Annotated in this window: 16 protein-coding genes and 4 pseudogenes; 9 read left to right on the top strand and 11 right to left on the bottom strand. The window is 40.0% G+C overall.

The genetic code is table 11. The features are described 5' to 3' along the window. The first annotated feature begins 66 nt into the window (after positions 1-66). Together PXH59_RS06710 and PXH59_RS06705 are read left to right on the top strand one after the other, a co-directional pair. On the top strand, positions 67-504 hold the full coding sequence (locus tag PXH59_RS06710) for a universal stress protein (protein WP_047767226.1): 438 nt from the start codon (positions 67-69) through the stop codon (positions 502-504). A 231-nt stretch (positions 505-735) separates the two neighbouring features. After that, entirely contained in the window at positions 736-1,776 is a 1,041-nt protein-coding gene (locus tag PXH59_RS06705; RefSeq protein ID WP_285810912.1) for an endonuclease, read from the top strand. 293 nt (positions 1,777-2,069) lie between these two features. Here PXH59_RS06705 and PXH59_RS06700 read toward each other — a convergent pair whose 3' ends face one another. From PXH59_RS06700 to PXH59_RS06685, 4 genes and pseudogenes are all read right to left on the bottom strand, one after another. After that, positions 2,070-2,228, bottom strand: a complete 159-nt coding sequence (locus tag PXH59_RS06700) for a DUF2474 domain-containing protein (protein ID WP_285810911.1) — start codon at positions 2,226-2,228, stop codon at positions 2,070-2,072. Then, positions 2,209-3,215: pseudogene (gene cydB, locus PXH59_RS06695) on the bottom strand (cytochrome d ubiquinol oxidase subunit II). The gene PXH59_RS06700 and the pseudogene cydB overlap by 20 nt, the downstream one beginning before the upstream one ends. Further along, positions 3,205-4,557: a cytochrome ubiquinol oxidase subunit I gene (locus PXH59_RS06690; RefSeq protein WP_285810910.1), complete on the bottom strand. Its 1,353-nt coding sequence runs from the start codon at positions 4,555-4,557 to the stop codon at positions 3,205-3,207. The pseudogene cydB and the gene PXH59_RS06690 overlap by 11 nt, the downstream one beginning before the upstream one ends. A gap of 287 nt (positions 4,558-4,844) precedes the next feature. Beyond that, positions 4,845-4,994, bottom strand: a pseudogene (locus tag PXH59_RS06685) (IS982 family transposase); the annotation flags it as partial. Positions 4,995-5,443: 449 nt separating this feature from the next. Here PXH59_RS06685 and PXH59_RS06680 point away from each other — a divergent pair. Both PXH59_RS06680 and PXH59_RS06675 read left to right on the top strand, forming a co-directional pair. Beyond that, positions 5,444-6,553, top strand: coding sequence for a hypothetical protein (locus tag PXH59_RS06680; protein ID WP_285810909.1), 1,110 nt, complete (start codon positions 5,444-5,446; stop codon positions 6,551-6,553). A gap of 25 nt (positions 6,554-6,578) precedes the next feature. Further along, on the top strand, positions 6,579-6,980 hold the full coding sequence (locus PXH59_RS06675; RefSeq protein ID WP_285810908.1) for a hypothetical protein: 402 nt from the start codon (positions 6,579-6,581) through the stop codon (positions 6,978-6,980). A 484-nt stretch (positions 6,981-7,464) separates the two neighbouring features. Here PXH59_RS06675 and PXH59_RS06670 read toward each other — a convergent pair whose 3' ends face one another. Together PXH59_RS06670 and PXH59_RS06665 are read right to left on the bottom strand one after the other, a co-directional pair. Continuing rightward, a complete protein-coding gene (locus PXH59_RS06670; protein ID WP_285810907.1) occupies positions 7,465-8,412 on the bottom strand; it encodes a hypothetical protein in 948 nt (315 codons plus the stop codon). 545 nt (positions 8,413-8,957) lie between these two features. Next, positions 8,958-9,272: pseudogene (locus PXH59_RS06665) on the bottom strand (molecular chaperone); the annotation flags it as partial. Between the two features lie 136 nt (positions 9,273-9,408). On the opposite strand from PXH59_RS06665, the gene PXH59_RS06660 reads away from it, so the two are divergent. Beyond that, positions 9,409-10,818, top strand: a complete 1,410-nt coding sequence (locus PXH59_RS06660; RefSeq protein ID WP_047767210.1) for an aminotransferase-like domain-containing protein — start codon at positions 9,409-9,411, stop codon at positions 10,816-10,818. A 161-nt stretch (positions 10,819-10,979) separates the two neighbouring features. Here PXH59_RS06660 and efeB read toward each other — a convergent pair. From efeB to PXH59_RS06635, 5 genes and pseudogenes are all read right to left on the bottom strand, one after another. Beyond that, a pseudogene (gene efeB / locus PXH59_RS06655) lies at positions 10,980-12,213 on the bottom strand (iron uptake transporter deferrochelatase/peroxidase subunit). A gap of 57 nt (positions 12,214-12,270) precedes the next feature. Then, positions 12,271-13,170: an EfeM/EfeO family lipoprotein gene (locus PXH59_RS06650; RefSeq protein ID WP_285810906.1), complete on the bottom strand. Its 900-nt coding sequence runs from the start codon at positions 13,168-13,170 to the stop codon at positions 12,271-12,273. Beyond that, a complete protein-coding gene (locus PXH59_RS06645; RefSeq protein ID WP_047767205.1) occupies positions 13,160-13,999 on the bottom strand; it encodes an FTR1 family iron permease in 840 nt (279 codons plus the stop codon). The genes PXH59_RS06650 and PXH59_RS06645 overlap by 11 nt, the downstream gene beginning before the upstream one ends. A gap of 22 nt (positions 14,000-14,021) precedes the next feature. Beyond that, positions 14,022-14,324: a cupredoxin domain-containing protein gene (locus PXH59_RS06640; protein WP_285811667.1), complete on the bottom strand. Its 303-nt coding sequence runs from the start codon at positions 14,322-14,324 to the stop codon at positions 14,022-14,024. A 114-nt stretch (positions 14,325-14,438) separates the two neighbouring features. Further along, positions 14,439-14,993, bottom strand: a complete 555-nt coding sequence (locus PXH59_RS06635; RefSeq protein ID WP_047767203.1) for an iron transporter — start codon at positions 14,991-14,993, stop codon at positions 14,439-14,441. Positions 14,994-15,402: 409 nt separating this feature from the next. Between PXH59_RS06635 and PXH59_RS06630 the strand changes: the two genes are divergently transcribed. The 4 genes from PXH59_RS06630 (at position 15,403) to PXH59_RS06615 (ending at position 22,405) form a co-directional block, all read left to right on the top strand. Further along, complete coding sequence (locus tag PXH59_RS06630) at positions 15,403-17,751, top strand: TonB-dependent receptor plug domain-containing protein (RefSeq protein ID WP_285810905.1); 2,349 nt, start codon at positions 15,403-15,405, stop codon at positions 17,749-17,751. Between the two features lie 181 nt (positions 17,752-17,932). Then, complete coding sequence (locus PXH59_RS06625) at positions 17,933-19,603, top strand: ABC transporter ATP-binding protein/permease (RefSeq protein ID WP_285810904.1); 1,671 nt, start codon at positions 17,933-17,935, stop codon at positions 19,601-19,603. After that, a complete protein-coding gene (locus PXH59_RS06620; RefSeq protein ID WP_285810903.1) occupies positions 19,600-20,277 on the top strand; it encodes a M16 family metallopeptidase in 678 nt (225 codons plus the stop codon). Before PXH59_RS06625 ends, PXH59_RS06620 begins: the two co-directional genes overlap by 4 nt. Further along, positions 20,168-22,405 carry a M16 family metallopeptidase gene (locus PXH59_RS06615; protein ID WP_285810902.1) on the top strand — a complete coding sequence of 746 codons (2,238 nt, stop codon included), beginning with the start codon at positions 20,168-20,170 and terminating at the stop codon, positions 22,403-22,405. Before PXH59_RS06620 ends, PXH59_RS06615 begins: the two co-directional genes overlap by 110 nt. The last annotated feature ends 1 nt before the right edge of the window (position 22,406 follow it).

The following is a 22,406-nucleotide window of genomic DNA, read 5'->3' as shown; positions in this document are numbered from 1 at the left end:
TGATTTTTCTGCTTTTAACTGATGCTCAATAGTGCGCGGTTATATCCGATTACAGGGGGAGTATGTATGTATAACACGATTTTAGTTCCAATTGATATTGCGGAAGATATATTAACTGATAATGCAATCAAGCATGCTGAGTATTTAGCAAAAATATCTAATGCAAAGGTTCATCTTTTTCACTCTGTGCCAGATATTTCCCGATTTTCCGTGAATTATAGTTACCACTATGATTTATTGAGTGCTTTTGCTAAAAAAGCCATCGAGAATTCTGAAGAGGAACTGAAAAAAATCGTAGAACGAATTGATGTACCTAAAGAGAGGGTATCATTCTCTGTTGCCTTCGGCTCTCCACGGGATAAGGTGTTGTCTACAGCACGTGAGATTAATGCAGATTTGATTATTGTCGGATCTCGTCGGCCCGATATCTCAACTCACTTGTTGGGTTCAAATGCGTCGGGCATTGTAGGATATGCCAATATCTCTGTTTTGGTTGTGAGATAACTGACCGCATCTGGGTAAAGTTAATTATTATTATTTATAAAAACCGTGCCTGAATATAGCACGGTTGTTTTTTTAGTAACTTAAATCATATTACTATCAATTAATTCAAATAATGCATTGACGTTTTCCTCATCGTTAAAGGGAAATCGACGAATAATATTTGCCATTTTAGCGTGTTGTCAGGCAGGATAATAGATGGATGTTATGCACAATAAGTAAATAGGTATTATTTTGAATAGTAAAATAGGCCAGTTGGCACGCTATCTTTTGGTTTTTGGGTTAACCCTCTCTTTTCATGCATGGAGTGCACCGACCAGCTTCGAACAAGCTAAAGTTGAATCAAGAAAAAATGTTTATAATGGACAAACAAAATCAGGCATAGGCACACTATATTGTGGGTGTGATTGGCAATGGGTTGGCAAAAGTGGTGGGCGCGTTGATCTGGCTTCTTGCGGTTATCACGTCAGATCACAGCAAACAAGGGCTGCACGCATTGAATGGGAACATATGGTGCCCGCCTGGGTATTTGGGCATCAGCGTCAATGTTGGCAGAATGGGGGGCGGAAAAACTGCGTTGCAACCGATCCTGTATTTCGCATAATCGAATCAGACATACATAACCTGGCGCCATCAATCGGTGAAGTTAATGGTGATCGCAGTAATTTTGGTTACGGAATGCTCGCCAGAAACACACCTAATATGTATGGTTCATGTAGCAGCAAGGTGGATTTTAAATCACATTTGTTTGAACCACGCGATAGAGTAAAAGGTATGGTTGCCAGAGTCTATTTCTATATGCATGACCGCTATAATCTGACTATGTCACGCCAACAGCAACAACTGATGATGGCATGGGATCGCCAGTATCCAGTGGATGCCTGGGAGCGTGAAAGAGATAACCGAATCGCCAGGATTATGGGGCACCATAACCCATTTGTGACTGGCAGCAAAAAGTGGGAATTGGGACATAAAAATTCAGGCCAGGGTTTAATATCGCAGCAAGGATTGATGGCGCAAAAAAGAGGAGAAGTACAGAGCCGTGCGCCAAAGCCAAGTCATTTACATGCAGAAAACAGCCAGATATCAACCCAAAGGATGACATCAAAAACGGCGTCAAATGAGATAATTAAGGGGAATAAAAATAGCCAGATTTATCATTTTGCACACTGTGCTGGCTATAAAACGGTGGCAGATAAAAACGCAATTTACTTCCGCTCAGAAGCAGAAGCTAAAAAAGCGGGATATCGCTTGGCAGGTAATTGTAAAAAATAGCTCTCAATGCATGGCTAATAAAAATCAAACAATGTTTCAGTAAAATTTAACCTGGGAGATTTTGTGGCCGGGGTATAGTGTTTGATAGTATACATTCAGTAATGTATGTGTATACGCGATAAACTTCAAGTTGCAATCCGCAAGACGACGCGAGACCTTATATTTCCCCGCTGTGCGGGGAAATATAACACGCATCTTGAAGTTGGATTGGTTTAATCAGTTAAACCATTCTGTTGTTGCTCTGATCAAAACCTTAATTCAGATACCGCCTCAGCCATTAAAAAAGTGAGTTATCACTTGACTTTCATTCCCGCCATTGTCATTAGAGTACGAAATAACGTAGATACGGCGTATAAAGCCAATACACTGCAAAACCAAATTGCTACCATCCAACTCAAGCGCTTCCACAATGAAGGACGCGGTGGTACTGGTTTAATGGTAGCCTTGTTCATGGGTGATTTTTCCTCGGAAGACATAATAACTCCAAAAGGTATAAGTCAAAATTATCGGAATAATGAACAGAGCACCAACCAGCATAAAACCCAATGATTGAGGAGGGGAGGCCGCCTCTTCATAGCTAATCGAGGGAGGGATAATGTTCGGCCAAATGCTGATCCCCAATCCAGTAAAGCCCATGAAAATCAATAACAGTGCTGTTAAAAATGGGGTGTAATGGCTTGAGTTTGGGTTAGATTTCAATAGCTGCCAGCTTGACCACAGTACCAATAATGGTACGGGCATGAAAAAAATAGATTTGGCAAACTGAGCCAACGTTCAGCAATTGCTGGGTGAGCGAGTGGTGTCCAAATACTGATAATGGCAATAATGGCCGGCATCAGCAATGTCAAAGGGCGCAGGACACGGTACATCTGTTGTTGCAGATGACCTTCTGTTTTCATTATCAGCCAGCCACATCCTAATAAAGCATAAGCGATGACGAGTCCAATGCCACAAAACAGAGGAAAAGGAGCCAGCCAATCAAAATAGCTACCGATATAAACACGATTTTCGACAGGAAAACCGGTAATAACTGCGCCAACGACGATACCTTGCATAAAGGTGGCGAGCATTGAACCGGTAATGAATGCTTTATCCCAGAGGTGTTGGTGCGTTGGTGTAGCTTTGAACCGAAATTCAAAGGCTACGCCACGAAATATCAGGCCTAATAACATGATGGTCAATGGAATTGCCAGTGCATCTAAAACGATTGCATAAGCCAGTGGAAACGCACCAAATAATCCAGCGCCTCCCAGCACCAGCCAGGTTTCATTGCCATCCCAGACGGGAGCAACAGAATTCATCATCAAATCACGATCGGATTGCGCTTTAATCGCTGGATATAAAATGCCGATGCCAAGATCAAAACCATCCATTACGATATACATCATGGTACTAAATATAATGATCAGGAACCAAATGAGAGGAAGATCAATACCCATTTGCTGACTCCTTATTTGGGACTATTTGTGGAAGGCCTTTACGAATGAGTTTCATCATATAGGCGTAACCCACGCCGAAGACGGCGGCATAGACGACAAAGAAAATAAGCAGGCTGATGCTCATGTGGATTTCCCCGTGTGCTGATACCGCATCTTTGGTGCGCATTAAGCCGTAGATGACCCACGGTTGACGGCCAATTTCTGTGGTAAACCAACCTGCCAGAATCGCAATAAGGCCAGAAGGTGCCATCAAGAGCATAAAGCGGAGAAAGAGCGGGTTTTCATACAGGCGCTTTTTATGACGTAACCATAACCCCCAGACGCCGGCAAGGATCATCAAAATGCCTAATCCCACCATGATGCGAAATGACCAAAACACCATAAACGCATTTGGGCGATCTTCCGGGGGAAATTCTTTCAGTGCTGGAACTTGCTTATCCAGACTGTGTGTCAGAATCAGGCTGGCAAGATAGGGGATCTTGATTGCATAACGTGTTTCTTCCGCTTCCTGGTTGGGTATACCAAATAAAATCAATGGGGTGGCTTCACCAGGATGATTTTCCCAATGCCCTTCCATGGCAGCGACTTTAGCCGGCTGATGTTTTAATGTATTCAACCCGTGCATATCGCCAATGATGGCTTGCAACGGGGCAATAATCAGGATCATCCACATCGCCATTGACAACATTTTCCGCATAGCGGATGAATCATTGCCTTTCAGTAAATGCCAGGCAGCAGAAGCCGCAATGAAAAATGCTGAGGCCAGAAATGCCGCCGTTCCCATATGCAGCAGACGATAGGGGAAAGAGGGATTGAAAATCACTGCGAACCAATCAACAGGAACAACCTGATTATTGATAATTTCATGGCCTTGTGGTGTCTGCATCCAGCTATTAGAGGCCAATATCCAGAATGTCGAAATAATCGTGCCGAGCGCCACCATACAGGTTGAGAAAAAGTGTAGCTTCTCTCCGACCCGATGCCAGCCAAACAGCATAACGCCGAGGAACCCAGCCTCAAGGAAAAATGCGGTCAGCACTTCATAGACCAACAACGGGCCGGTAATAGAGCCGGCAAAATCAGAAAAGAAACTCCAGTTGGTGCCGAACTGATAGGCCATCACCAAGCCGGAAACCACGCCCATACCGAAATTAACCGCGAAAATTTTTGACCAGAAGTGATATAACGTTTTGTAGTCCGTATTACGTGTTTTAAGCCATAGACCTTCCAATACCGCCAGAAAGCTCGCCAAGCCTATCGTAATGGCAGGAAAGATAATGTGAAAAGAAACCGTAAATGCAAATTGTATCCTTGCGAGTTCAAGGGCATTCAACCCTAGCATAGTGACCTCTTATTGAAATCTTTGGGTATATGGGGAAACGAAGTTAGAAGATGCAGACAAGTAGAACACAGGGAATTGAGGTATAATAGTGACAGTTTCTTTTTTATTGACTATAACAGTTTTGAGTGGAAACCAGTCATATGATGTGTTGTGGGCAATGGGTACTGTTTGAAAAACAGATAAGAGGGTGTTGAAAGTATTTCACTGACATTTTAAAAAATAATAATCTAAACAACCTTATTGAAGTAGGATCTTATTTTAATAACTAATTGGGCAATATCTCATTTTATAAAAATGGTCATGATTTCACTGTGATACATACGACCTTGCTGACGGCGTAGACGGTATCCGTTATCAAGAAAAAACTGCGTTCAATAGGGGATGAAAAAACAACAAAAATCGTCGACATCGCAGTAAATTTCAACTAAGTTATTCATAGTCTGTTCCGCCCCGGAGCTGTTTTCGGCGTTCACCAAAGCTTTGCTCCCGGAACAGATTTTTTGTCAATGTCTTATCCAGAATTCGAGTTAAATATCATATTATGAAAATTAACCATCACATAAGAGGTCAATATAAAAAAATATTTTAAAACTAGCGATTAGCGATTAGTACTGTAAATATCATTTATGTGGAAAATGATAAAACACAGTTGTGTTAGCTCTGTTGCAATCGAATATGGAGGTAGCAGGAAATCGTGGAACTCATTATAACATACAATCTTTATGGGTTAGACAAGACATATTGGTAATGTAGGGATGCATATCATGAAGTTAACAAGGCTTGCGCTGAAAAAGGATAGTAGCGGAAGATGAATATTTGTAATCCCAAGGTAAACTGCCAAATGTAAAAAACATGATATTTCAAAAACTAAAAGGAAATTAAATATATGAAATTTTTTTTTAGACTATCACAGATGATATTTCTTCTAAGTTTTACACTGTCTGCTTCAGCGGTGCAAAGCTACGCCACCTTTAATGAAAATGACCCAGTTAACAACCGTACTGCATTTTTAATTCAACAAAACCATATAAGTACACAAAGACAACCTTTTCTTTATTCTGCTCCATATAATTACGGAGAGCAGATAAATTATGGCGTATTTGATCCAAATCACTCCTTTCGTTATCGAATACTAAAAAATGGCGCTCAGATAAACTCAGTTTCTGATTCCTTTAGTCCACTTATTCTGATGCGCACTAATGAAATGAAATACTTACAAGACAGTCATGAATACAGCAATGCTAATGATCCTTATGCTAATATTTTTATTGACAGGAGCATGATCCGCTTATCTGATTATGAGCGAAAACCAACTCGATCTATGGTTAATTGTGGGCGTGACCATTCTTCTCCGTTATCGCATACAGAGAAAATTTTGAGTAGTTCACAATGCAGTGATTTTGATCATGACTTTACTGTTGTCTATCCCATAGCAAAAAGTCTAATTCCCATTACCAATATGTTGCTGCTAGCTGATTATAAACTTAAAATAAAAACATGCGAAGTTGAGTTAAACACAACAAAGAATTGGGCTTTTAGTTCATGGTATAGTACTTTCATTACTAAGGGAGATTGTCAGATTAAACTTAAGTTAATTTGTGATGGAAGTGAAAACTCGTGTTCCCCTTCTGTTGGAGATTATTCCACAAAAAATCAATTTAAATTAATTATATATGATGATGAAAAAAATCATAAAAAAGAGTCTATTAAACGTCTTCAAAACATAGAAAAAAGTAATGTACCTCACCGTCCGATCAATCTAGAATCAATCAATAATATGATGTTTGAAAATAAAGGCAGTGGTACTGCAAAAATTTCATATATTACTTCTAGTTGTTATCATTCCACAGGCCCTAGTTCATTTTATGTTAATTCAGGCACATTTTATCTTATTAATATAAAAACGAGCAATGCCTATCATGGAATCAGGTGGTGGAATTGTTGGAACGAAGCTAAAACAATCAGTTGGAAAATTGAATATACTACATATGAATAAATACGTTAAAAAGAGGTTAAATAAGATGAAAATATTTACCATACTTGCTTTGTTTTTAAGTTTAATTAGCAACATAGCGGTTGCTACAACACCTAAAGACACTACAAATAATACACAAGCCAAATTAAATATCGGTGACCCAATAATTATGCTGGATTCTGCAAAAGACTGCTCTTCTATCAAACAGGGTTATCTTATTTCTTTATCTGTAGGATATGGTGGTAATACAAACTGGGCAACTTATACAATTAAAAATGAAAAAGGTGACAAGGCTTGGTATTGGGGAGCTTATCAAGTTGATACTCCGGCAGGGAAAGCCACCCTTGCAACGGCAATTTATGCTGCATCGAGTGGACAAAAAGTTATTATTCAATGTGACACCAATAATTATATTAAATATTTGTCGGTTGGACCTGATTCTTATTAACGCAAATTACCGAAATATTTAAAACACTAATGATTAAAGCAGATTTCATCATTTTACTTTTAAAAGTGTATAAATATTTATTTATTTTTCCATATGAAAGGTTAAAACCGACTTTAGTTGGTCAGCTTTAGCTGCGATACCGTATTACACGAGAGGTGCAATATGGATACAGATATGGCAGCTCTGGGCTTTCAGTCCGTTAATAAATCACCCACCGACTCGAGGCGGTGGGTGATTTATTTATGTTTGTATCAAAATTAAAAACCTTTTACAATTTTAGGCTTGGGGATTTACCGGAAGCGGATGTGTGATTGCTTTGCCAGATATAATCGCCTGTCAGATTGATATTTAATGTGTTATCTGATAATCAATAAACTGAGAAATCGTATCATTTTAAGCTGTTCTACGGGTGTATTTCCGATTGAGAAAAACAAATTTTGAATACGCTTGATTGTTGATGTTAGAATTTAGCTCTCTTTTTTCCTCAGTGAGGAGGAATTGGATTATACCTACGGGTGCAATAAACCATGCTTCGGACCCAAAGCCTCTCACCATCGGATAAATGGATCATATGTCTTGCAAGGTGTTGATATTGCGGTTGATTATAAAGATAAAGGGCTTGCAAAAATTCAAATTGATAATTTTCCATAAGACCTGGCTGTGGCCTATCTTGTAAATTTTCAAGAGAGGCAACACCCAGTTCACTATAAAGATGCCATCTTTCTCTTGGTGGTGGATAAAACGCAATTGCATTTGTTCTTGTTCTTGGATGAGTAAGCCCTACCGCATGACCAAATTCATGGAGAATAAGTGTATAAGTGAAATTTTCTAGTAAAACCCTCCTATCGTTGGTTCCAAAGTTAGTTTCTAATTGTTGTAACTCTTCGCTACTTATTTCATCACTTTGGCGAAAGTATATTCCAGGCGATGTAATAAAAGGATATCGTCTAGTAAGATTTACTAATTCGTGATAACCTGCTTCATATGTAATTGCCATAGAAGATTGCATGTTTGAAAAATAAGAATTTGGAACTGTTCGTACGACAAAATTTGGAAAACCATGACTTGATACAAATGGTTCTATAACTAGGCCTCGATCCCTAAGAATTTCATTCCAATATGTTGCCGCTTCATCAACAAGAGGCTGCAAACGAATATCTTCACCCCCACCACCTTCTATATTAAAATGAATTGTCATTTGTGGATCTATGTAATAATGCATAAAAGGTCCATAATGGTGTACTGCTGAATATGGCGTAGGGTTAGTGTGCAGTGTTTCATATTCAAACATGAAGCCAACATGATTATAGGCTGGATCAGATGGGTCAAAATGAGAAGGTTGAGGTTGAGCATGAACCTGAACCGTTGCTGTAAGTAAAATAAAACTGAATAAAGAAAATGCTTTTAATGATTTGAAAATTTTTTTATACATATAATTTCCCCTTTTATATTATGATCATGTATTGATGAAGATGTATTCTAAAAGAGAATACTCAACACGTCCCTCGTTTCAGGCTGAATTTATGGGGCTAAAAATGATATGTTTATAAAACACATCTTAATTCTAGACAAAATAAGATTGATTTATATAAATAAAAATTTCGATTTCATGTCATTATGTTACGCTTCATTTTTCCCGTAGGGCAATTAAGGACAGCATAAAAACTTGGAGATGATGGTCATCGTTGTCTTTGGTGGCTACAGGCTATCTACTAGAAGTAGAAGCTACAATACTCCCCCTACTTTATAGAGTCAATTAATGTATAGCGATAATGGAACTAATTTGTCTCTTTGAAAAACACGGTGAAGCTTATTAATATGGCACTGTTTGATGTGGAAATTAACCCTAAGAATAAATAGCTTAGTGATATTCATATTATTTAAGCTGGCAGAATATGACTGAGCAAAAAATTATCGGTAGCATTAAAGCAGACTCAATGATACTGAGTCTGCTTATGCCTATTATGCAAAACAAATTTTTGCCCAGCGTGCCAGGCTGTATCCTAATGTCTCTTGGTGCACTTTCAATAAACGGGCGAGTTTTTCGGGTTCTTGGACGTCTCTGTGCAAGGATTTTAATGTCGTTAAATTCTGGCGAGAGTAAAACGCTTTCTGAGCTTGTATGTCATTGATAGCAATCGGGTTCCAGAACTGCGTCAGGGGCATGTCAATACCCGAAGAGACTTTGCTGCCTAATCCAAAAGGATGCATGAGTTGTTTAAAGGTTAGATTAATATCTAAATCATTTCCCCCGATGCGTTGACCTGTGTGCGCCAGTAAGCTGTCATTGCGCACAGATAGGTTTTTCCAGCAGAAAAGACTTTGGCGATTTAATGTAATAAACTTCTTGAGGATCTTCCAGATATTGAGCGAATATATTGAAAATTTTCACTTTATGCCTGTAACAGTTTAGACAAAGGCCAAGTATATGACGCGTTACGAACAATTGGCTGGCGTGATCCGCCAACAAATAGAAGACGATATTTGGCAAGTGGGTGATAGATTGCCATCATTGCGGGAATCGGTGAAATCGTCGGGTTTGAGTTTGATGACAGTGCTACAAGCTTACCAGTTGCTGGAAAGTCAGGGTTGGATCGTGGCACGTCCACAATCAGGGTATTATGTTGCCACTCGGTTAAAACCCTTTGCGGCAGCAAAAGGGGGGAAGGGACTCAACTTAAGTGAAAATGTGGAGATCAGTGCGTCCATATTTGATGTATTACAGGCATGTAAAGATCCGCAAATTATTCCTTTCGGTTCGGCATTTCCCGATCCTTCTTTATTAGTCGAACCCAAATTATCAAAAATGCTGGCTTCAGTCGCTCGCCGTTTCGTGCCACACAGTTCGCTGGCAAATTTGCCGCCAGGCAATGAAAAGTTACGGCGTAATATTTCTCGTCGCTATGCTTCTCACGGTATCCATGTTTCCCCAGATGAAATTGTGATTACTGCCGGAGCAATGGAATCATTAAGTTTCAGTTTGCAATCTGTCACTTCGCCAGGGGATTGGGTGGTGATTGAATCGCCGGCTTTTTATAGCGCGTTGCAGGCAATAGAGCGGTTACGATTGAAAGCTATTGCTATTAAGACAGATCCCCATACAGGCATTGATTTGGATACTTTGAAAGACGTCGTGCAGAAATATTCAATAAAAGCGTGCTGGCTGATGTCACGTTTTCAAAACCCACTGTGCAGCACAATGCCCCCTGAAAATAAACAGCGATTGGTAGAGATTTTGAACCAAAACCAGATCGCCCTGATTGAAGATGATGTATATGGTGAATTGTATTTTGAGCAGGAACCACCGGCACCAATCAAAGCATGGGATAGCGAAAATAATTTCATGCACTGTTCATCATTTTCAAAATGTCTTGCGCCCGGTTATCGGGTAGGTTGGGTTGCAGCAGGCAAACATGCGAAGAAAATTCAGCAATTACAGATGATGAGTACGGTATCTGCCAGCACGCCAACCCAGTTGGCGATTGCAGACTATCTGTCGCAGGGAGGATATGACAATCATCTGCGTCGATTGAGGCGGCAGTTGGAGCAGAGGCAAAATCGGATGTTATGGGCAATCAGTGAATACTTTCCCCAATCTGTGAAAGTAAACAGTGCACGTGGTGGTTATTTTCTCTGGCTGGAGTTTGACCCCCCTTTTAATGCCAACCGACTCTATCAACTGGCATTGGCAAAGAATATCAGTATCGCACCAGGTAGCATGTTTTCCACGAGTACCCAGTTTGATCATGCCTTCCGCTTGAATACTTCATTTGCCTGGAATGAAACACAGGCCTTGGCAATGAAAGAATTGGGGAATATGTGCCACATGCTTTTGTAGTGGCCATACACAATATGCGTCGTGACCTGATTTTTTGCAACAAACCCAAACAGGGAGCGGAGCATCGGGGAGTATGAGTGAGCTGTCAATGTGCATTGGGCAAAACGGTGTTTACCAAAAAAGGTATCGAATCGTTATTGCCCATGCGTACCTGTCGTAAATTAAGTGAGGGCACGAGCGGCTCGGATCAGACTCTCACCAAGATAGTCATATGTGGATGATATACCTGGTAAAACCAGATAGTAACCCCCACCGAAAGGTTTTAATGTAACGCTCTAAGGGTTCACCATTTAACCGTTTTTGGGTATCAATAAAGCCTTTTTTCAGGTCATTTTGGAATGAAACAAAAATCAGCCCCATATCGAGTTGGCCTGTTGATGTTAATCCAAGTGAGTAACTATAACTGCGCCGACGTAATTTGGAAACATGTCGTTCGGTTGTTCGAGGCTCAGCCCGACGCATGTGGGAGTCAAATAACACCCGATCGCCATGCGGATCACGATTAAATTCGGGGTCGTCGTGCTCATGCTGTTTTCCTATCGGTGCCCCGCTAGCTTTATGTCGTCCAAAATCATTTTCTTGATCTTCAAGCGGTGTTCTATCCCAAAACTCCAGGGCAAAGCGGATGAGACGAACGGCTTGATAACTGCCATTTTCTATCCACGCGGGTTCTTTTTGCGTAATCCAGACGAGAGAGTCCATTAAGTCATTGTCTTTCGCATCGGCATTGCCGGTGCCATCTTTAAAGCCAAACAAATTAATGGGCGTTGTTTTACATTCAATATCGCGAGCAGGTAAAAAACCATCTATCTTCCAAAGCGGTGCAACCTTTCCCGATAACTGACGTAAAACGTCACGTAATGCATAAATCACAGTTTCTCGGCTATTGGCACACAATTGCAGTAAGAGATCACCCCCACACCACGATGCTTCTAAGCGATCATTTGGGAACGCGGTCATCGCAACAAATTTTTTCGGCTTTAGCGAGGTTAACCCGAAACGGTTATCAAAGAGCGAATGACCGAGTGAAACCGTTATAGTTAAATCATCCGCCGCTAAATAACGCCCGAGGATCCCAGATTCTGCTGGTGGCATCCGGTCATTCGTGGTTTTTTCCGCCTGACGGTTTTGCGTTAATCGAGCAATACATTGTGTTAAGCGCTTAAAAATGTCTTCAACCTCATCAAGCGTGGAAACGGTTAAATTCAGCGACAAAAAAATCGCTTCTTTTTGTTCTGGTGTAATCACGCCAGCCTGATGTTTTCCTAAATAGGGAATGGCGTGTGTGCGGCTGAGGTTGTCACATGCTTTCGTTTCCGGTGTCGCCATTGTCGGTAAACTCAGCGCCTTACTGGATAACAGAACACTGCCTGCTCCCAGCCATTTTAATGTCATGCGTTTACTCAGCGAAATCGACTCATTCTCACTGGGGATCGTGTTTTTTTTCGTGCTTCATGGTTCGTTCCGGTATTTATAATACACATCTATCTTCAATGCCGCCCGCAGTCCAGACAACGTCTGCGCTAACTGTGTCAGTTGGGCGTAAAGCTTATGTTTATCCCGACGAGAGAGTTGCTCATAACGGAAGTATTGCCCTTGTGCAGAGCGATAATTCGCCATGACGGAATCAAGTGCATCAAATTGCGTATTGAGTGATGTCACTATTTCAGGGGATAAAAAGGGTGCCAACCCGTCAACTATCCAGCGAGCACCCTGCAAATTTGCCGCAATATCCGCTAAGTCACTGCGACTGTAGCGGTTTTCATCACCGCCGAGTTTTGTCTCTAAAATAAGCTCAATGCCATCATCTGCGGATTGCACTAATTTTGCTATCGGAAGCGTTTCCACCGCCACACGCTGTTTTAAATCTTGTACATTATGCAGTAGCGCTTGCGTTGCTGCCAAAGCATCCGATTTATCGTTCGTTGAAAACAGGGCGTATTCAACACGATGAAAACCGATAAATTTCGGATCGCGCTCCTGTTCAAGAAAATAACGGGCATGGGGGTTAATCACACGATCGGCATGACCAAAAACAACCACCACCGCGCGGATCGTCTCATAATCATAATGAGCCTGAATATATGCTTGCTGTGCGGCTTGCCAATTTCCTGCGTTTAATGCACGCTGCAATGTGATTAACTGCGCTTCGATGGCTGCCACTTGTACGCCCATCGTTTTCATATAGACCGCAATTATCGGTTGATATTGCGTCGGCGTAGGAATATCTCCTTTGGCAATAACGACTTCATTGCCTATGTCTGGACGCCCCGCACGATACTTTTCCGCCCCCGCAGCTAAACTCAATAACAGCATTAGCGAAACCGTCATTCTCAACGTATTACGCTGCATGACGACGCCCCTGACGACGGAATAATGCAATCACAACGATCCAATAAACAGCAAACGCCAGCACACTTATCCCAATAGGTTGCGCCCGATACCCAAATAAGGTAGCCATAAAATTCCCGATTAACCCGGAGTCATCTAACCCATTGCTGGTATCCCATACTGGGTAGATGAGAAAATCATTCAGCTCAATATCGTGTTCTAACAGCACATTGGAAATCTCTTCCACGCCTTTAAGAAGCAATGAACAGGCTAAGAAAAGCAGCACGATACCGGTAATACGGAAAAACCATTTCCACGCAATTTTTCGATAGCTAAGTGAGAACAGATACAACGTCAGTGCGGCTATCACGATCCCTAATATCACTTCTCCCGCAAATGACCACATGGAATCTCGCGTTAGCCCCATTACGATACTGGAGAGAAACACAACGATTTCACTGCCTTCACGTGCAATCGCAATTGCGACGATAACCAATGCGCCCCACCAAGAGTGATGTTGTGCGCCACGAACCATTTCGTGTTCAATACCCGATTTGAGTGAGGCGTTGTGCTGGTTCATCCAGTACACCATTTGTACGATAAGGATACAGGCAAAGAGCGACATCCCAATCATAAAATAGGTTTGTCCGCTGTCATCGAGCACATGAAATACGCCGTAAATTAACAGAGCTAAAAAGAGGGATAAGGCACTCCCAAGCGCGACACCACCCCATAAATAACGGCGTCCTGCCTCTGCATCAGGGTGTTGTTTGATCCACGCATAAATAATGCCGACCACGAGTAGCGCCTCAAAGCTTTCGCGCCATACCACAAAAAGAACTTGTCCCATTCCGTATCCTACAAACAAATGATTATTTAACTATTATCTCACCGGCGGGGTGCGCGAGATGAAAATCATCAAAAAATGTATATTTTCCCGGTTTAAGCGGTGCGATGACTACCACTGATCTTGCACCGGGTGCCAGGACTTTTTCTTTACGCAATTGCGTGCTTTCAAATTCAACAGGCTCCGTACCGGTATTGCGAATTTTGATCCGAACGGGGGTTTTCGCTGGCACATTTAACACCGGTGGCGTTAACTCACCGTTATTCATTTCAAGTTCAACAGTAAATTTTTCAGCGGCAATCGTCATGGGCGTATAAATCAACGACATGACCACGATACACAGAGTGAAAATGAACGATTTCAAGATAAACCTCGACGAGAGCGGGACGTCCAATGTCTAATAACAGCGAGCGCTTTATTATTGCTCGCTGTTTTCAATGACTTAATAGCGGCCTTTGCGACCCGTTCCGGCGTAATCGAAGTCCCACGAAACATCAATGGGTTCAAACCAGGCCGCTACGCCAGTTTCTTTATCGATATGACGCCCGAATGTAACCTCATCATTCATACTCGGCGGGGAAATACGATATTCCACACGGTATTTTCCATAACCATTCAGTTTCAAATTTTCACCATAGTGAGGACCATCGCTGGCGACCATGGCCATAAATGTGCCGGATTGTGTTTTTTCCGGCTCATCTAACTTAGTAACCTTATAATCGACTTTCAGGTATGGGATCCAATCCCCTTCGGCAAAACCATTTGGATTCTCTTCGACGGCGTGGATATCCGCTTCCAGATGAATATCGGATTTTTCCGCCGCCAGATGATGCATTTTATGTTTGCCTTCCAATGACATGGTGATCGGTTGCAAGTAAACCCCTTGAATTTCCAGTCCATTTTTGATAACCGGTTGCCCAAGAGGGTATTCCAATGCCATAGCTGATGTTGATACCACTCCCAGTAACGTTGCCATGACACTCATCCCGATACGCATTTTGATACCTCGCTGTTATAGTGCAAATAGTTTACTAATAATGATAATCATTATCACATTTATTATTCAAGAAAAATTGTTATTTATCCTGGATTTTTTTAATGGCATTGGTGACCCCAGTGAATTGCCCGCGCGGTATCAGCGCATCAGTAAACAACGTGTTTTTTGAAGATAATTTAATCGATATGTTGATGATTGATTGCCGATATCCATCAAGTTATTGAGCTTTTTTGATTCGCCAGGTTAATTAAAGGTCTGTGTGACAGTCTTATAGCGTGATTGCTATCGTCGTTATATTTTACTTAACTAGGGAAGATATTATTTGCGATTTCTTTATTTCACATGCTAACATCTTGTTATTAATGATAATGTAAATGATTATCATTACTATTTGCATATGGATGATGAGATGACACACACAAATAAAACGATGTTAGCTGCTGTTATTAGTAGTTTTTTTGCCAGTTTTTATGTACATGCAGAAAAAAATCTTAGTAAAGAATCTGTGACAATAACAGTAAAAGCAGAAGAAGAGGATTCTGCAGATGTTTTGTCAAAGCAGACTATAGGGGCTAATGAGATAAAAGACACACCTGCCAATAATGGTAATTTGAATGATTATCTGCAAACCGTTCCTAGCGTTCGTGTTGATAATAGCGTTCAAAATGGTCATAATAATGGTGAAATAAAACCATTGCCAATTTCTATTAATGGCGCTCCATCAGAACAAACTGCATATATGATTGATGGGGTTAATGTTAATAATGATATCGATCCCACATCTTCACTTTTTGATGGAATAATGGGCGTTAATCCTAATAAAAGTGCAGAGCAAGCATACTTTTTTGACGCCAATATGCTTGCGGGGATTACGGTATATAACAACAATGTGCCTGCTAATTTAGGCGGATTTACTGGCGGCGCTGTTGTAGCAAAAACGCGGCAATATAGTGGTGAAAATCATTTTTCAACGAGTTATAGAACTACACGTTCTGGTTGGTCATCACTACGAGTTGATGAAAATGCAAAAGAAGCGATGGACAAAGCCATTCCAAACGGTTTTAACGCAGAATTTCAGCCTGTTTATAAAAAAGACTTCTTCAATATGGTCGCTGAGTATGGCCTGACTGATGATGTCGGCGTTGTTTTGGGTTTTAGTCGTAGAGATTCTAATATCCAACAAACACGGATGCTTAATCCAGAAGGTGAAACGGATAAGCGTAATCACACTCGCCGTTCAGATAATATTCTTGCTAATTTTAATTGGACTCCTGATGTTGATCAAACGTTAGAAATCGGATTGCGTTATTCAGATTATCGTGAAGGAAAATTTTACGCGACAAATATTGATGGTAATGTATCCGATACACATCAAGCTTATGGCTCAACAGTACGATGGATAAAAAATGTAAATAACGGAACATTAACCACAACAGCGGCCTACGATAAATTTACCGATAAGCGTGATTCAAATAGCGCACAAGCTGAAGTGATTAATGATTTGGATAGTGGATTAGATTTTGAGCTAGGTGGTTATGGAGATAGTCAGTTAACTCAGAAAAATATTCATTTAAATTTAGATTATGCTATGGACAGCATGACGCTAGGAAATAGTCAGCATGTCTTTAATCTGGGAGCAGATTATCGTCGAACTCAATATGAATTTAATCGTGATCAAGATGTAACTTCTGCTATTTATACCATATTTGATGGAAGCAAGACCCCACCTGTTGACATATTGGTTGCGCACGAAGGGCAGATAAATACAGAGCATCAGGATTATGCTATTTATACTCAGGATACGGTTAAATGGGGTGATTTTACTATTCGCCCCGGTGTTCGTATTGAGCGAGATAACTATCTTAATAATACAAATATTGCGCCACGATTTATGGTTAATTGGCAAGCATTGCCACAGACTAAAGTTAATTTTGGCTTGAATCGTTATTACGGTCGCTCATTTGCAGAAATGAAACTTTCAGGTGAAATATTAAAACTGAGCGATGATCATGTTCGTGATTATAGCTCTATCGAAAATTTAAAAACGCCTTATTCAAATGAACTTAGCTTTGGCGTTAATCAAGGGTGGAGCAATTGGCTTATTTCAGCCAATTATACCTTCAGAAATTACAAACAACGTATTGTCGTTAAACGTAATGAAATTGGTGATAAAAAAAATGATTCATTTATTAATGGTGATGATTTCAATGCCCATATTTATACCTTGCAGATAAGTAACAAAACACCATGGGTATTAGGTGCAACAGAATGGAATGCCACATTAGGTGCGGATTGGCTTAATACGGGAAGAGCAAATTTAGATCGTGCACTTGACGCTGATGAAATGGTCAGTTTAGATGGCAAATTAATGACTCGCGCCCAAATGGAAAAAGAAGTTAATAGCAATGAAGAAGAGTGGACAATCCGATTAGGTTTAGACATGAAAATGCCGCAGTACAATATAACTTGGTCAAATAAAGTGTATGTTAAGGCACCCATCCATAGCTATATAGAAACCAATAATACGGAACAATTAACTCTCTATAAAAGCATTGATTTTGGCACCCATGTTCAATGGGATACTCGTATTCGTTGGCAACCACAATTACTCGGTTCACATCAAATATATTTCCAGGCAGAACTGCTTAATGTACTCAATCAAGTACGCAAACTTGAAACAGGCGGATATAGCTCTAATGAGTACGGAATATATACTCCAGGCCGCCAATTATGGTTGGAAGTAGGGTATGAATTTTAATAAAGTTAATTAAATTCTCTTTTTATCAGTCACCAACCAGAAAATTAGTCTGGTTGGTGTGATTATTGTACACCAATCCAACTTTAATATATGTGTTATATTTCCCCGCTCAGAGGGGAAATATAAGGCCTCGCGCCGTCTTGCGGATTGCAACTTGAAGTTTAGCGAATATAAATACAAGATGAAAAATCAATTAAATCTGAGTAACAAACGATTTTTGCAGCAAATCTATTCTCTGACTGCACCTTATTGGCGAAGTGAAGAAAAAAGAATTGCATGGTTTTTATTAACTCTCGTTATTGCGCTTAATTATTTTATTGTTGAAGTTGCGGTGAAATACAGTGATTGGAACCGTGATTTCTTCAATTTAATGCAAAATAAAGAGTGGCATAATTTCTGGCCAATGTTAGGGCAGTTTATTTTAATTATGGCGATATACTCTCTGATTGATCTTGCTGAAGAATATTTTCGTCGGACTTTAAGAATTCGTTGGCGTAATTGGTTAACAAATGTTTTTCTGAATCAATGGTTGAGTCATAAGCGGTTATATCGCCATCAATTATTATACAGTAATAGTGATAATCCAGATCAGCGAATATCTCAAGATGTAAAAGAGTTTTGTGATCAAACACTTTATCTCGGATTCGGTTTATTACGCACGATAACCAGTCTAATTTCCTTTGCTGTTATTTTATGGGAACTTTCTGGAACTTTGCATTTTGAGTTTGCCGGTATCTCATGGGTTATTCCTGGTTATATGTTATGGGTTGCCATTCTATATTCAGTCATCGGAACATGGCTAACACACAAAATAACTAAGCGTTTGATCCCGTTAACATTTGAACAAGAAAAATGTGAGGCTGATTTTCGTTTTCATTTAATGAGAATAAAAGAATATGCTGAATCTATCGTTTTTCTTCGTGGGGAAAAAGCAGAGTTAGCACGCTCTAAAAAATTGTTTTCTAAAATTTGGAAGAACTGGCAGCATCTTACTGGAATGAAGGTTAAATATGAGGCTTTTACCAGTGGATATAATGAAGTGGCTCGTATTTTTCCTTATCTTGTTGCATCACCTCGGCTCATGACGGGAAGTCTACAACTTGGCGATATGATGCAAACAGCGACCGGTTTTTACCGCGTTCAGGAAGCATTCAGCTGGTTTGTGGATTCTTATGAATCTGTTGCAAATTGGCGAGCAGTAACAGAGCGTTTAATCACCTTTTATACTCAACTCGAATCCATTTCCCCTACGGAAAGAATTCATCGCGCAACTCAGCCATCATGGTCTGGTTTAGACATTATGCTGCCTGATAATAAGGCGATACAAAGCAATATGACCGGGTCATTTATCCAAAACAGTACCATCTGCGGACCGTCAGGTTGTGGCAAAAGTTCATTCTTACGCACTATTGCCGGATTGTGGCCTCATTATAAAGGACAATTATCAATGCCTTGTGATGATAGTTGTATGTTTATCCCGCAAAAAACATACTTACCAAAAGCCTCATTAAGAGAAATTTTGAGCTATCCAAACATAGATTGCCATTATGATGATTGGGTATTAAAACAGGCTTTGAATGATGTCAGTCTTAAACAACTTATTGATAAATTAGATATTATTGACAATTGGCAACATAAATTGTCTGGCGGAGAGATACAAAAGCTGATGATAGCCCGGTGTTTGGTACAAAAACCAGAATGGTTATTCCTGGATGAAGCGCTATCTGCACTGGATCATCAAAGTTATATCGCATTGAGCCAACTGCTCAGAACAAAATTAGCGAATAGCCACATTATTGAAATTTCCCATCGTTCAGAGCAACAATTTAATCAAATGCAATTCACATTATGAAAAAGATCACACTTATATTAACGGGTTTATTATGGATGATAAGCTGTCAGACAACGGCATCATTAGATCCAACTTCATCGCTTATTTCATTAAGATATGCACCTGAAATACAAACAGGAAAACTTAATAACGGATTTCGTTATTATTTGGCAGAAAATACAACGCCTAAAGACAGAGTTTATATTCGTTTAGTCGTTAATGCTGGCTCAATGAATGAGGATGATGATCAACGCGGTGTCGCGCACCTTGTTGAACACATGGCTTTTAATGGCACTAAACATTTTCCCGGTAATCAATTGATTACTGAATTAGAAAAAGCGGGTTTAAAGTTTGGGGTTGATATCAATGCGTTTACTGATTTTGAAAATACAGTTTATACGCTTAACTTGCCTGCCAATAATAAAAAATCCATTGAATTAGCTTTAGATATTGTTGCCGATTGGGCAGGGCACGTAACGATATTTAAGGATGATTTAGATGCTGAGAGGGGTATTGTTCTTGAAGAATGGCGTTCACGGTTAGGGCCGATGTTACGTCTTGGCGATAAAAAAAAGCGCAATAGAAATGGCGGGTTCACGCTATATAAAACGCGATCCGATTGGCGATGTAGACACAATAAAAACAGTCAGTGCGCAACGTGTAGCCGATTTTTATCACCAATGGTATCGCCCTGATAATATGTCTGTCATTGTCATTGGTGATATTGACAAACAAAAGATCCTGACAATGTTGGAAAATAAATTAGGTTCTCAGCCAATCGCTACAACAAAATTAACTGAAATTGATTACACGATCCCTTTAGTCGCAGAATGGCGCAGTGCCTCTGTTTATGAGGCGGATAGAGTAACTCCCGCCGTTGAAGTGAGTTTTTTTAATAATTATCAAGAAGATAATGGTATAGAGCGCTATCGTCAAGATTTTGCTAATCAGATCGCAACTCGTTTACTGAATATCCGTCTACAGCGTTTTGAAAAAGAGAATGAGCATGCAATTAACACGGCTAACTATTTTTCATCAAATATAGGGCGCCAGACAACACAATCTGTATTTTCTCTGCAACTAAGCCATGATGATTTTGATCAGGCGACGTTAGCATTGTTCAATTTTTTAGCCGAAATAAAACAAAATGGTTTTAGTCAGGCTGAATTTGATGAAGAGGTTAAGCGGTTAGCACAACTGAATGAAAAAAACAGCAAAAAGGCTACATATAGTATTGATTTAGCAGCAGATGTTATGGTTAGCGCTGCTAGCCAGCAATGGCTAATAGGTAAACAGGATAAATACCAGCTTAATAAATCATTACTTGAACAACTTTCATTAGCAGAAATTAATGATGCATTTTCACGTATCATTGATGCGCATTCGCGCTTAGTTTTAGCAACGCAAACGAGTGAAAATACAGTTCCTCTTATGAATAAAGACACATTATCTTTAAATTGGGAGCAAGCGATAAAAACATCTCAACCTCGTTGGCAGCAAAATAAGGTAAAAGTTACCCAACTTCCACAATTAGATTTCCGCCCTGGAAAACTTAAGATATTACATAAATGGGATAAATATAACATTACCGAATATCGACTCAGTAATGGTAGCAAATTGGTTTATCAATATGATGATACCAATCCAGGAAAAGTATTCTTTAAGGCATTAACTCAAGGTGGACTACGCTCTGTACCCACCGAAGATTATCATGTATTACGAATTGCAGCTAATTTGGTTGATGAAACCGGTTTTGGTTCAATACCTGTGGATGATCTACGCAACCTCTTTAATCAAAGTCCTATCGTAATGGCTACCTTAATAGATGATTTTCAACAAGGTTTTTCTGGCTGGGCAGAAAGTGAAAATGTTGAAAATATACTGACCTTATTTCATCTGAAACTTGCTGAAAGTTCAGTTTCCAGCAAAGTCTTAAGTAAATATCAAACAGAAATGCAACAGCAATTGTCTGAAGATAATGCGGATAGTCAGTATCAATTTACACGTCAGATTTCAGCGTTGCGCTATCCTGGACAAAAGACTATTTACGATGTGAATATCAATGATATAAATACGCTCACAACAGATAAATTAAATGATGTTTATAACAAATATATCGCGCAAAGAACGGATTATACCTACTTCATTGTAGGCGATATTGAACAACAGCAAGTTGAACAATTAGCCGCAAAATACTTAGCGTCTGTAAGGGTAAATTCGGATAATCCCCAATTATACCCATTATATGCAAAAACACCAAAGCAACGACTAATAAAAGCAAGTTCATCAGAACCGCGAGCTGAAGTTGAGCTTTATCTCACAATGAATGCGGGTTGGCGTCCTGATGATGCTTATTATCTTGAACTGGTTGGTGAATTAGTGCAGGAACAATTGCGTTTAAAATTACGCGAACAGGCATCTGGAATTTACAGTGTTACAAGTTGGTTTTGGCACAATGCAAAAGAGCCTCAGAATGAAGGCCGGATTATGTTTTCTTGTGCACCGGAGAGAGTTGATGAAATGATAAATCTGACTCATCAAGTTCTTAATAGCATTGCAAAGAATGGTATTGATCCTCAGGTGCTAAATAATACTCTCATTCAGAGTAGAGATAATATTAATCGTTTACATAGTTCAGTGCAGGGTATGCTTGATCTAATCGAGCGTAGTTACATGCTAACTGATAGTCCACTATTAATAGATGCCACTTTGCGCGCTAATCAAGAAGCCACGAAAGATAAAATCGAGCGTATTTCTCGCTATTTTCTCGAAAATGCTGAGATCTTTGAAGCTGTTTTATTGCCAAGTAAAACAGTAAAGTAGT

Origin of the sequence: Xenorhabdus bakwenae, from assembly GCF_030272115.1 — a bacterium.
Taxonomy (GTDB): Bacteria; Pseudomonadota; Gammaproteobacteria; order Enterobacterales; family Enterobacteriaceae; genus Xenorhabdus; species Xenorhabdus bakwenae.
Note: the sequence above shows the minus strand (reverse complement) of the source record. Positions and strands in the feature narration are given on the sequence as shown.

Excerpts from the sequence above, each read along its gene's own strand:
- PXH59_RS06710 (WP_047767226.1), top strand. The coding sequence starts at position 67 with ATGTATAACACGATTTTAGTTCCAATTGATATTGCGGAAGATATATTA.
- PXH59_RS06700 (WP_285810911.1), bottom strand. The coding sequence starts at position 2,228 with ATGAACAAGGCTACCATTAAACCAGTACCACCGCGTCCTTCATTGTGG.
- PXH59_RS06690 (WP_285810910.1), bottom strand. The coding sequence starts at position 4,557 with ATGCTAGGGTTGAATGCCCTTGAACTCGCAAGGATACAATTTGCATTT.
- PXH59_RS06680 (WP_285810909.1), top strand. The coding sequence starts at position 5,444 with ATGAAATTTTTTTTTAGACTATCACAGATGATATTTCTTCTAAGTTTT.
- PXH59_RS06675 (WP_285810908.1), top strand. The coding sequence starts at position 6,579 with ATGAAAATATTTACCATACTTGCTTTGTTTTTAAGTTTAATTAGCAAC.
- PXH59_RS06670 (WP_285810907.1), bottom strand. The coding sequence starts at position 8,412 with ATGTATAAAAAAATTTTCAAATCATTAAAAGCATTTTCTTTATTCAGT.
- PXH59_RS06660 (WP_047767210.1), top strand. The coding sequence starts at position 9,409 with ATGACGCGTTACGAACAATTGGCTGGCGTGATCCGCCAACAAATAGAA.
- PXH59_RS06650 (WP_285810906.1), bottom strand. The coding sequence starts at position 13,170 with ATGCAGCGTAATACGTTGAGAATGACGGTTTCGCTAATGCTGTTATTG.
- PXH59_RS06645 (WP_047767205.1), bottom strand. The coding sequence starts at position 13,999 with ATGGGACAAGTTCTTTTTGTGGTATGGCGCGAAAGCTTTGAGGCGCTA.
- PXH59_RS06640 (WP_285811667.1), bottom strand. The coding sequence starts at position 14,324 with ATGTCGTTGATTTATACGCCCATGACGATTGCCGCTGAAAAATTTACT.
- PXH59_RS06635 (WP_047767203.1), bottom strand. The coding sequence starts at position 14,993 with ATGCGTATCGGGATGAGTGTCATGGCAACGTTACTGGGAGTGGTATCA.
- PXH59_RS06630 (WP_285810905.1), top strand. The coding sequence starts at position 15,403 with ATGACACACACAAATAAAACGATGTTAGCTGCTGTTATTAGTAGTTTT.
- PXH59_RS06625 (WP_285810904.1), top strand. The coding sequence starts at position 17,933 with ATGAAAAATCAATTAAATCTGAGTAACAAACGATTTTTGCAGCAAATC.
- PXH59_RS06620 (WP_285810903.1), top strand. The coding sequence starts at position 19,600 with ATGAAAAAGATCACACTTATATTAACGGGTTTATTATGGATGATAAGC.
- PXH59_RS06615 (WP_285810902.1), top strand. The coding sequence starts at position 20,168 with ATGGCGGGTTCACGCTATATAAAACGCGATCCGATTGGCGATGTAGAC.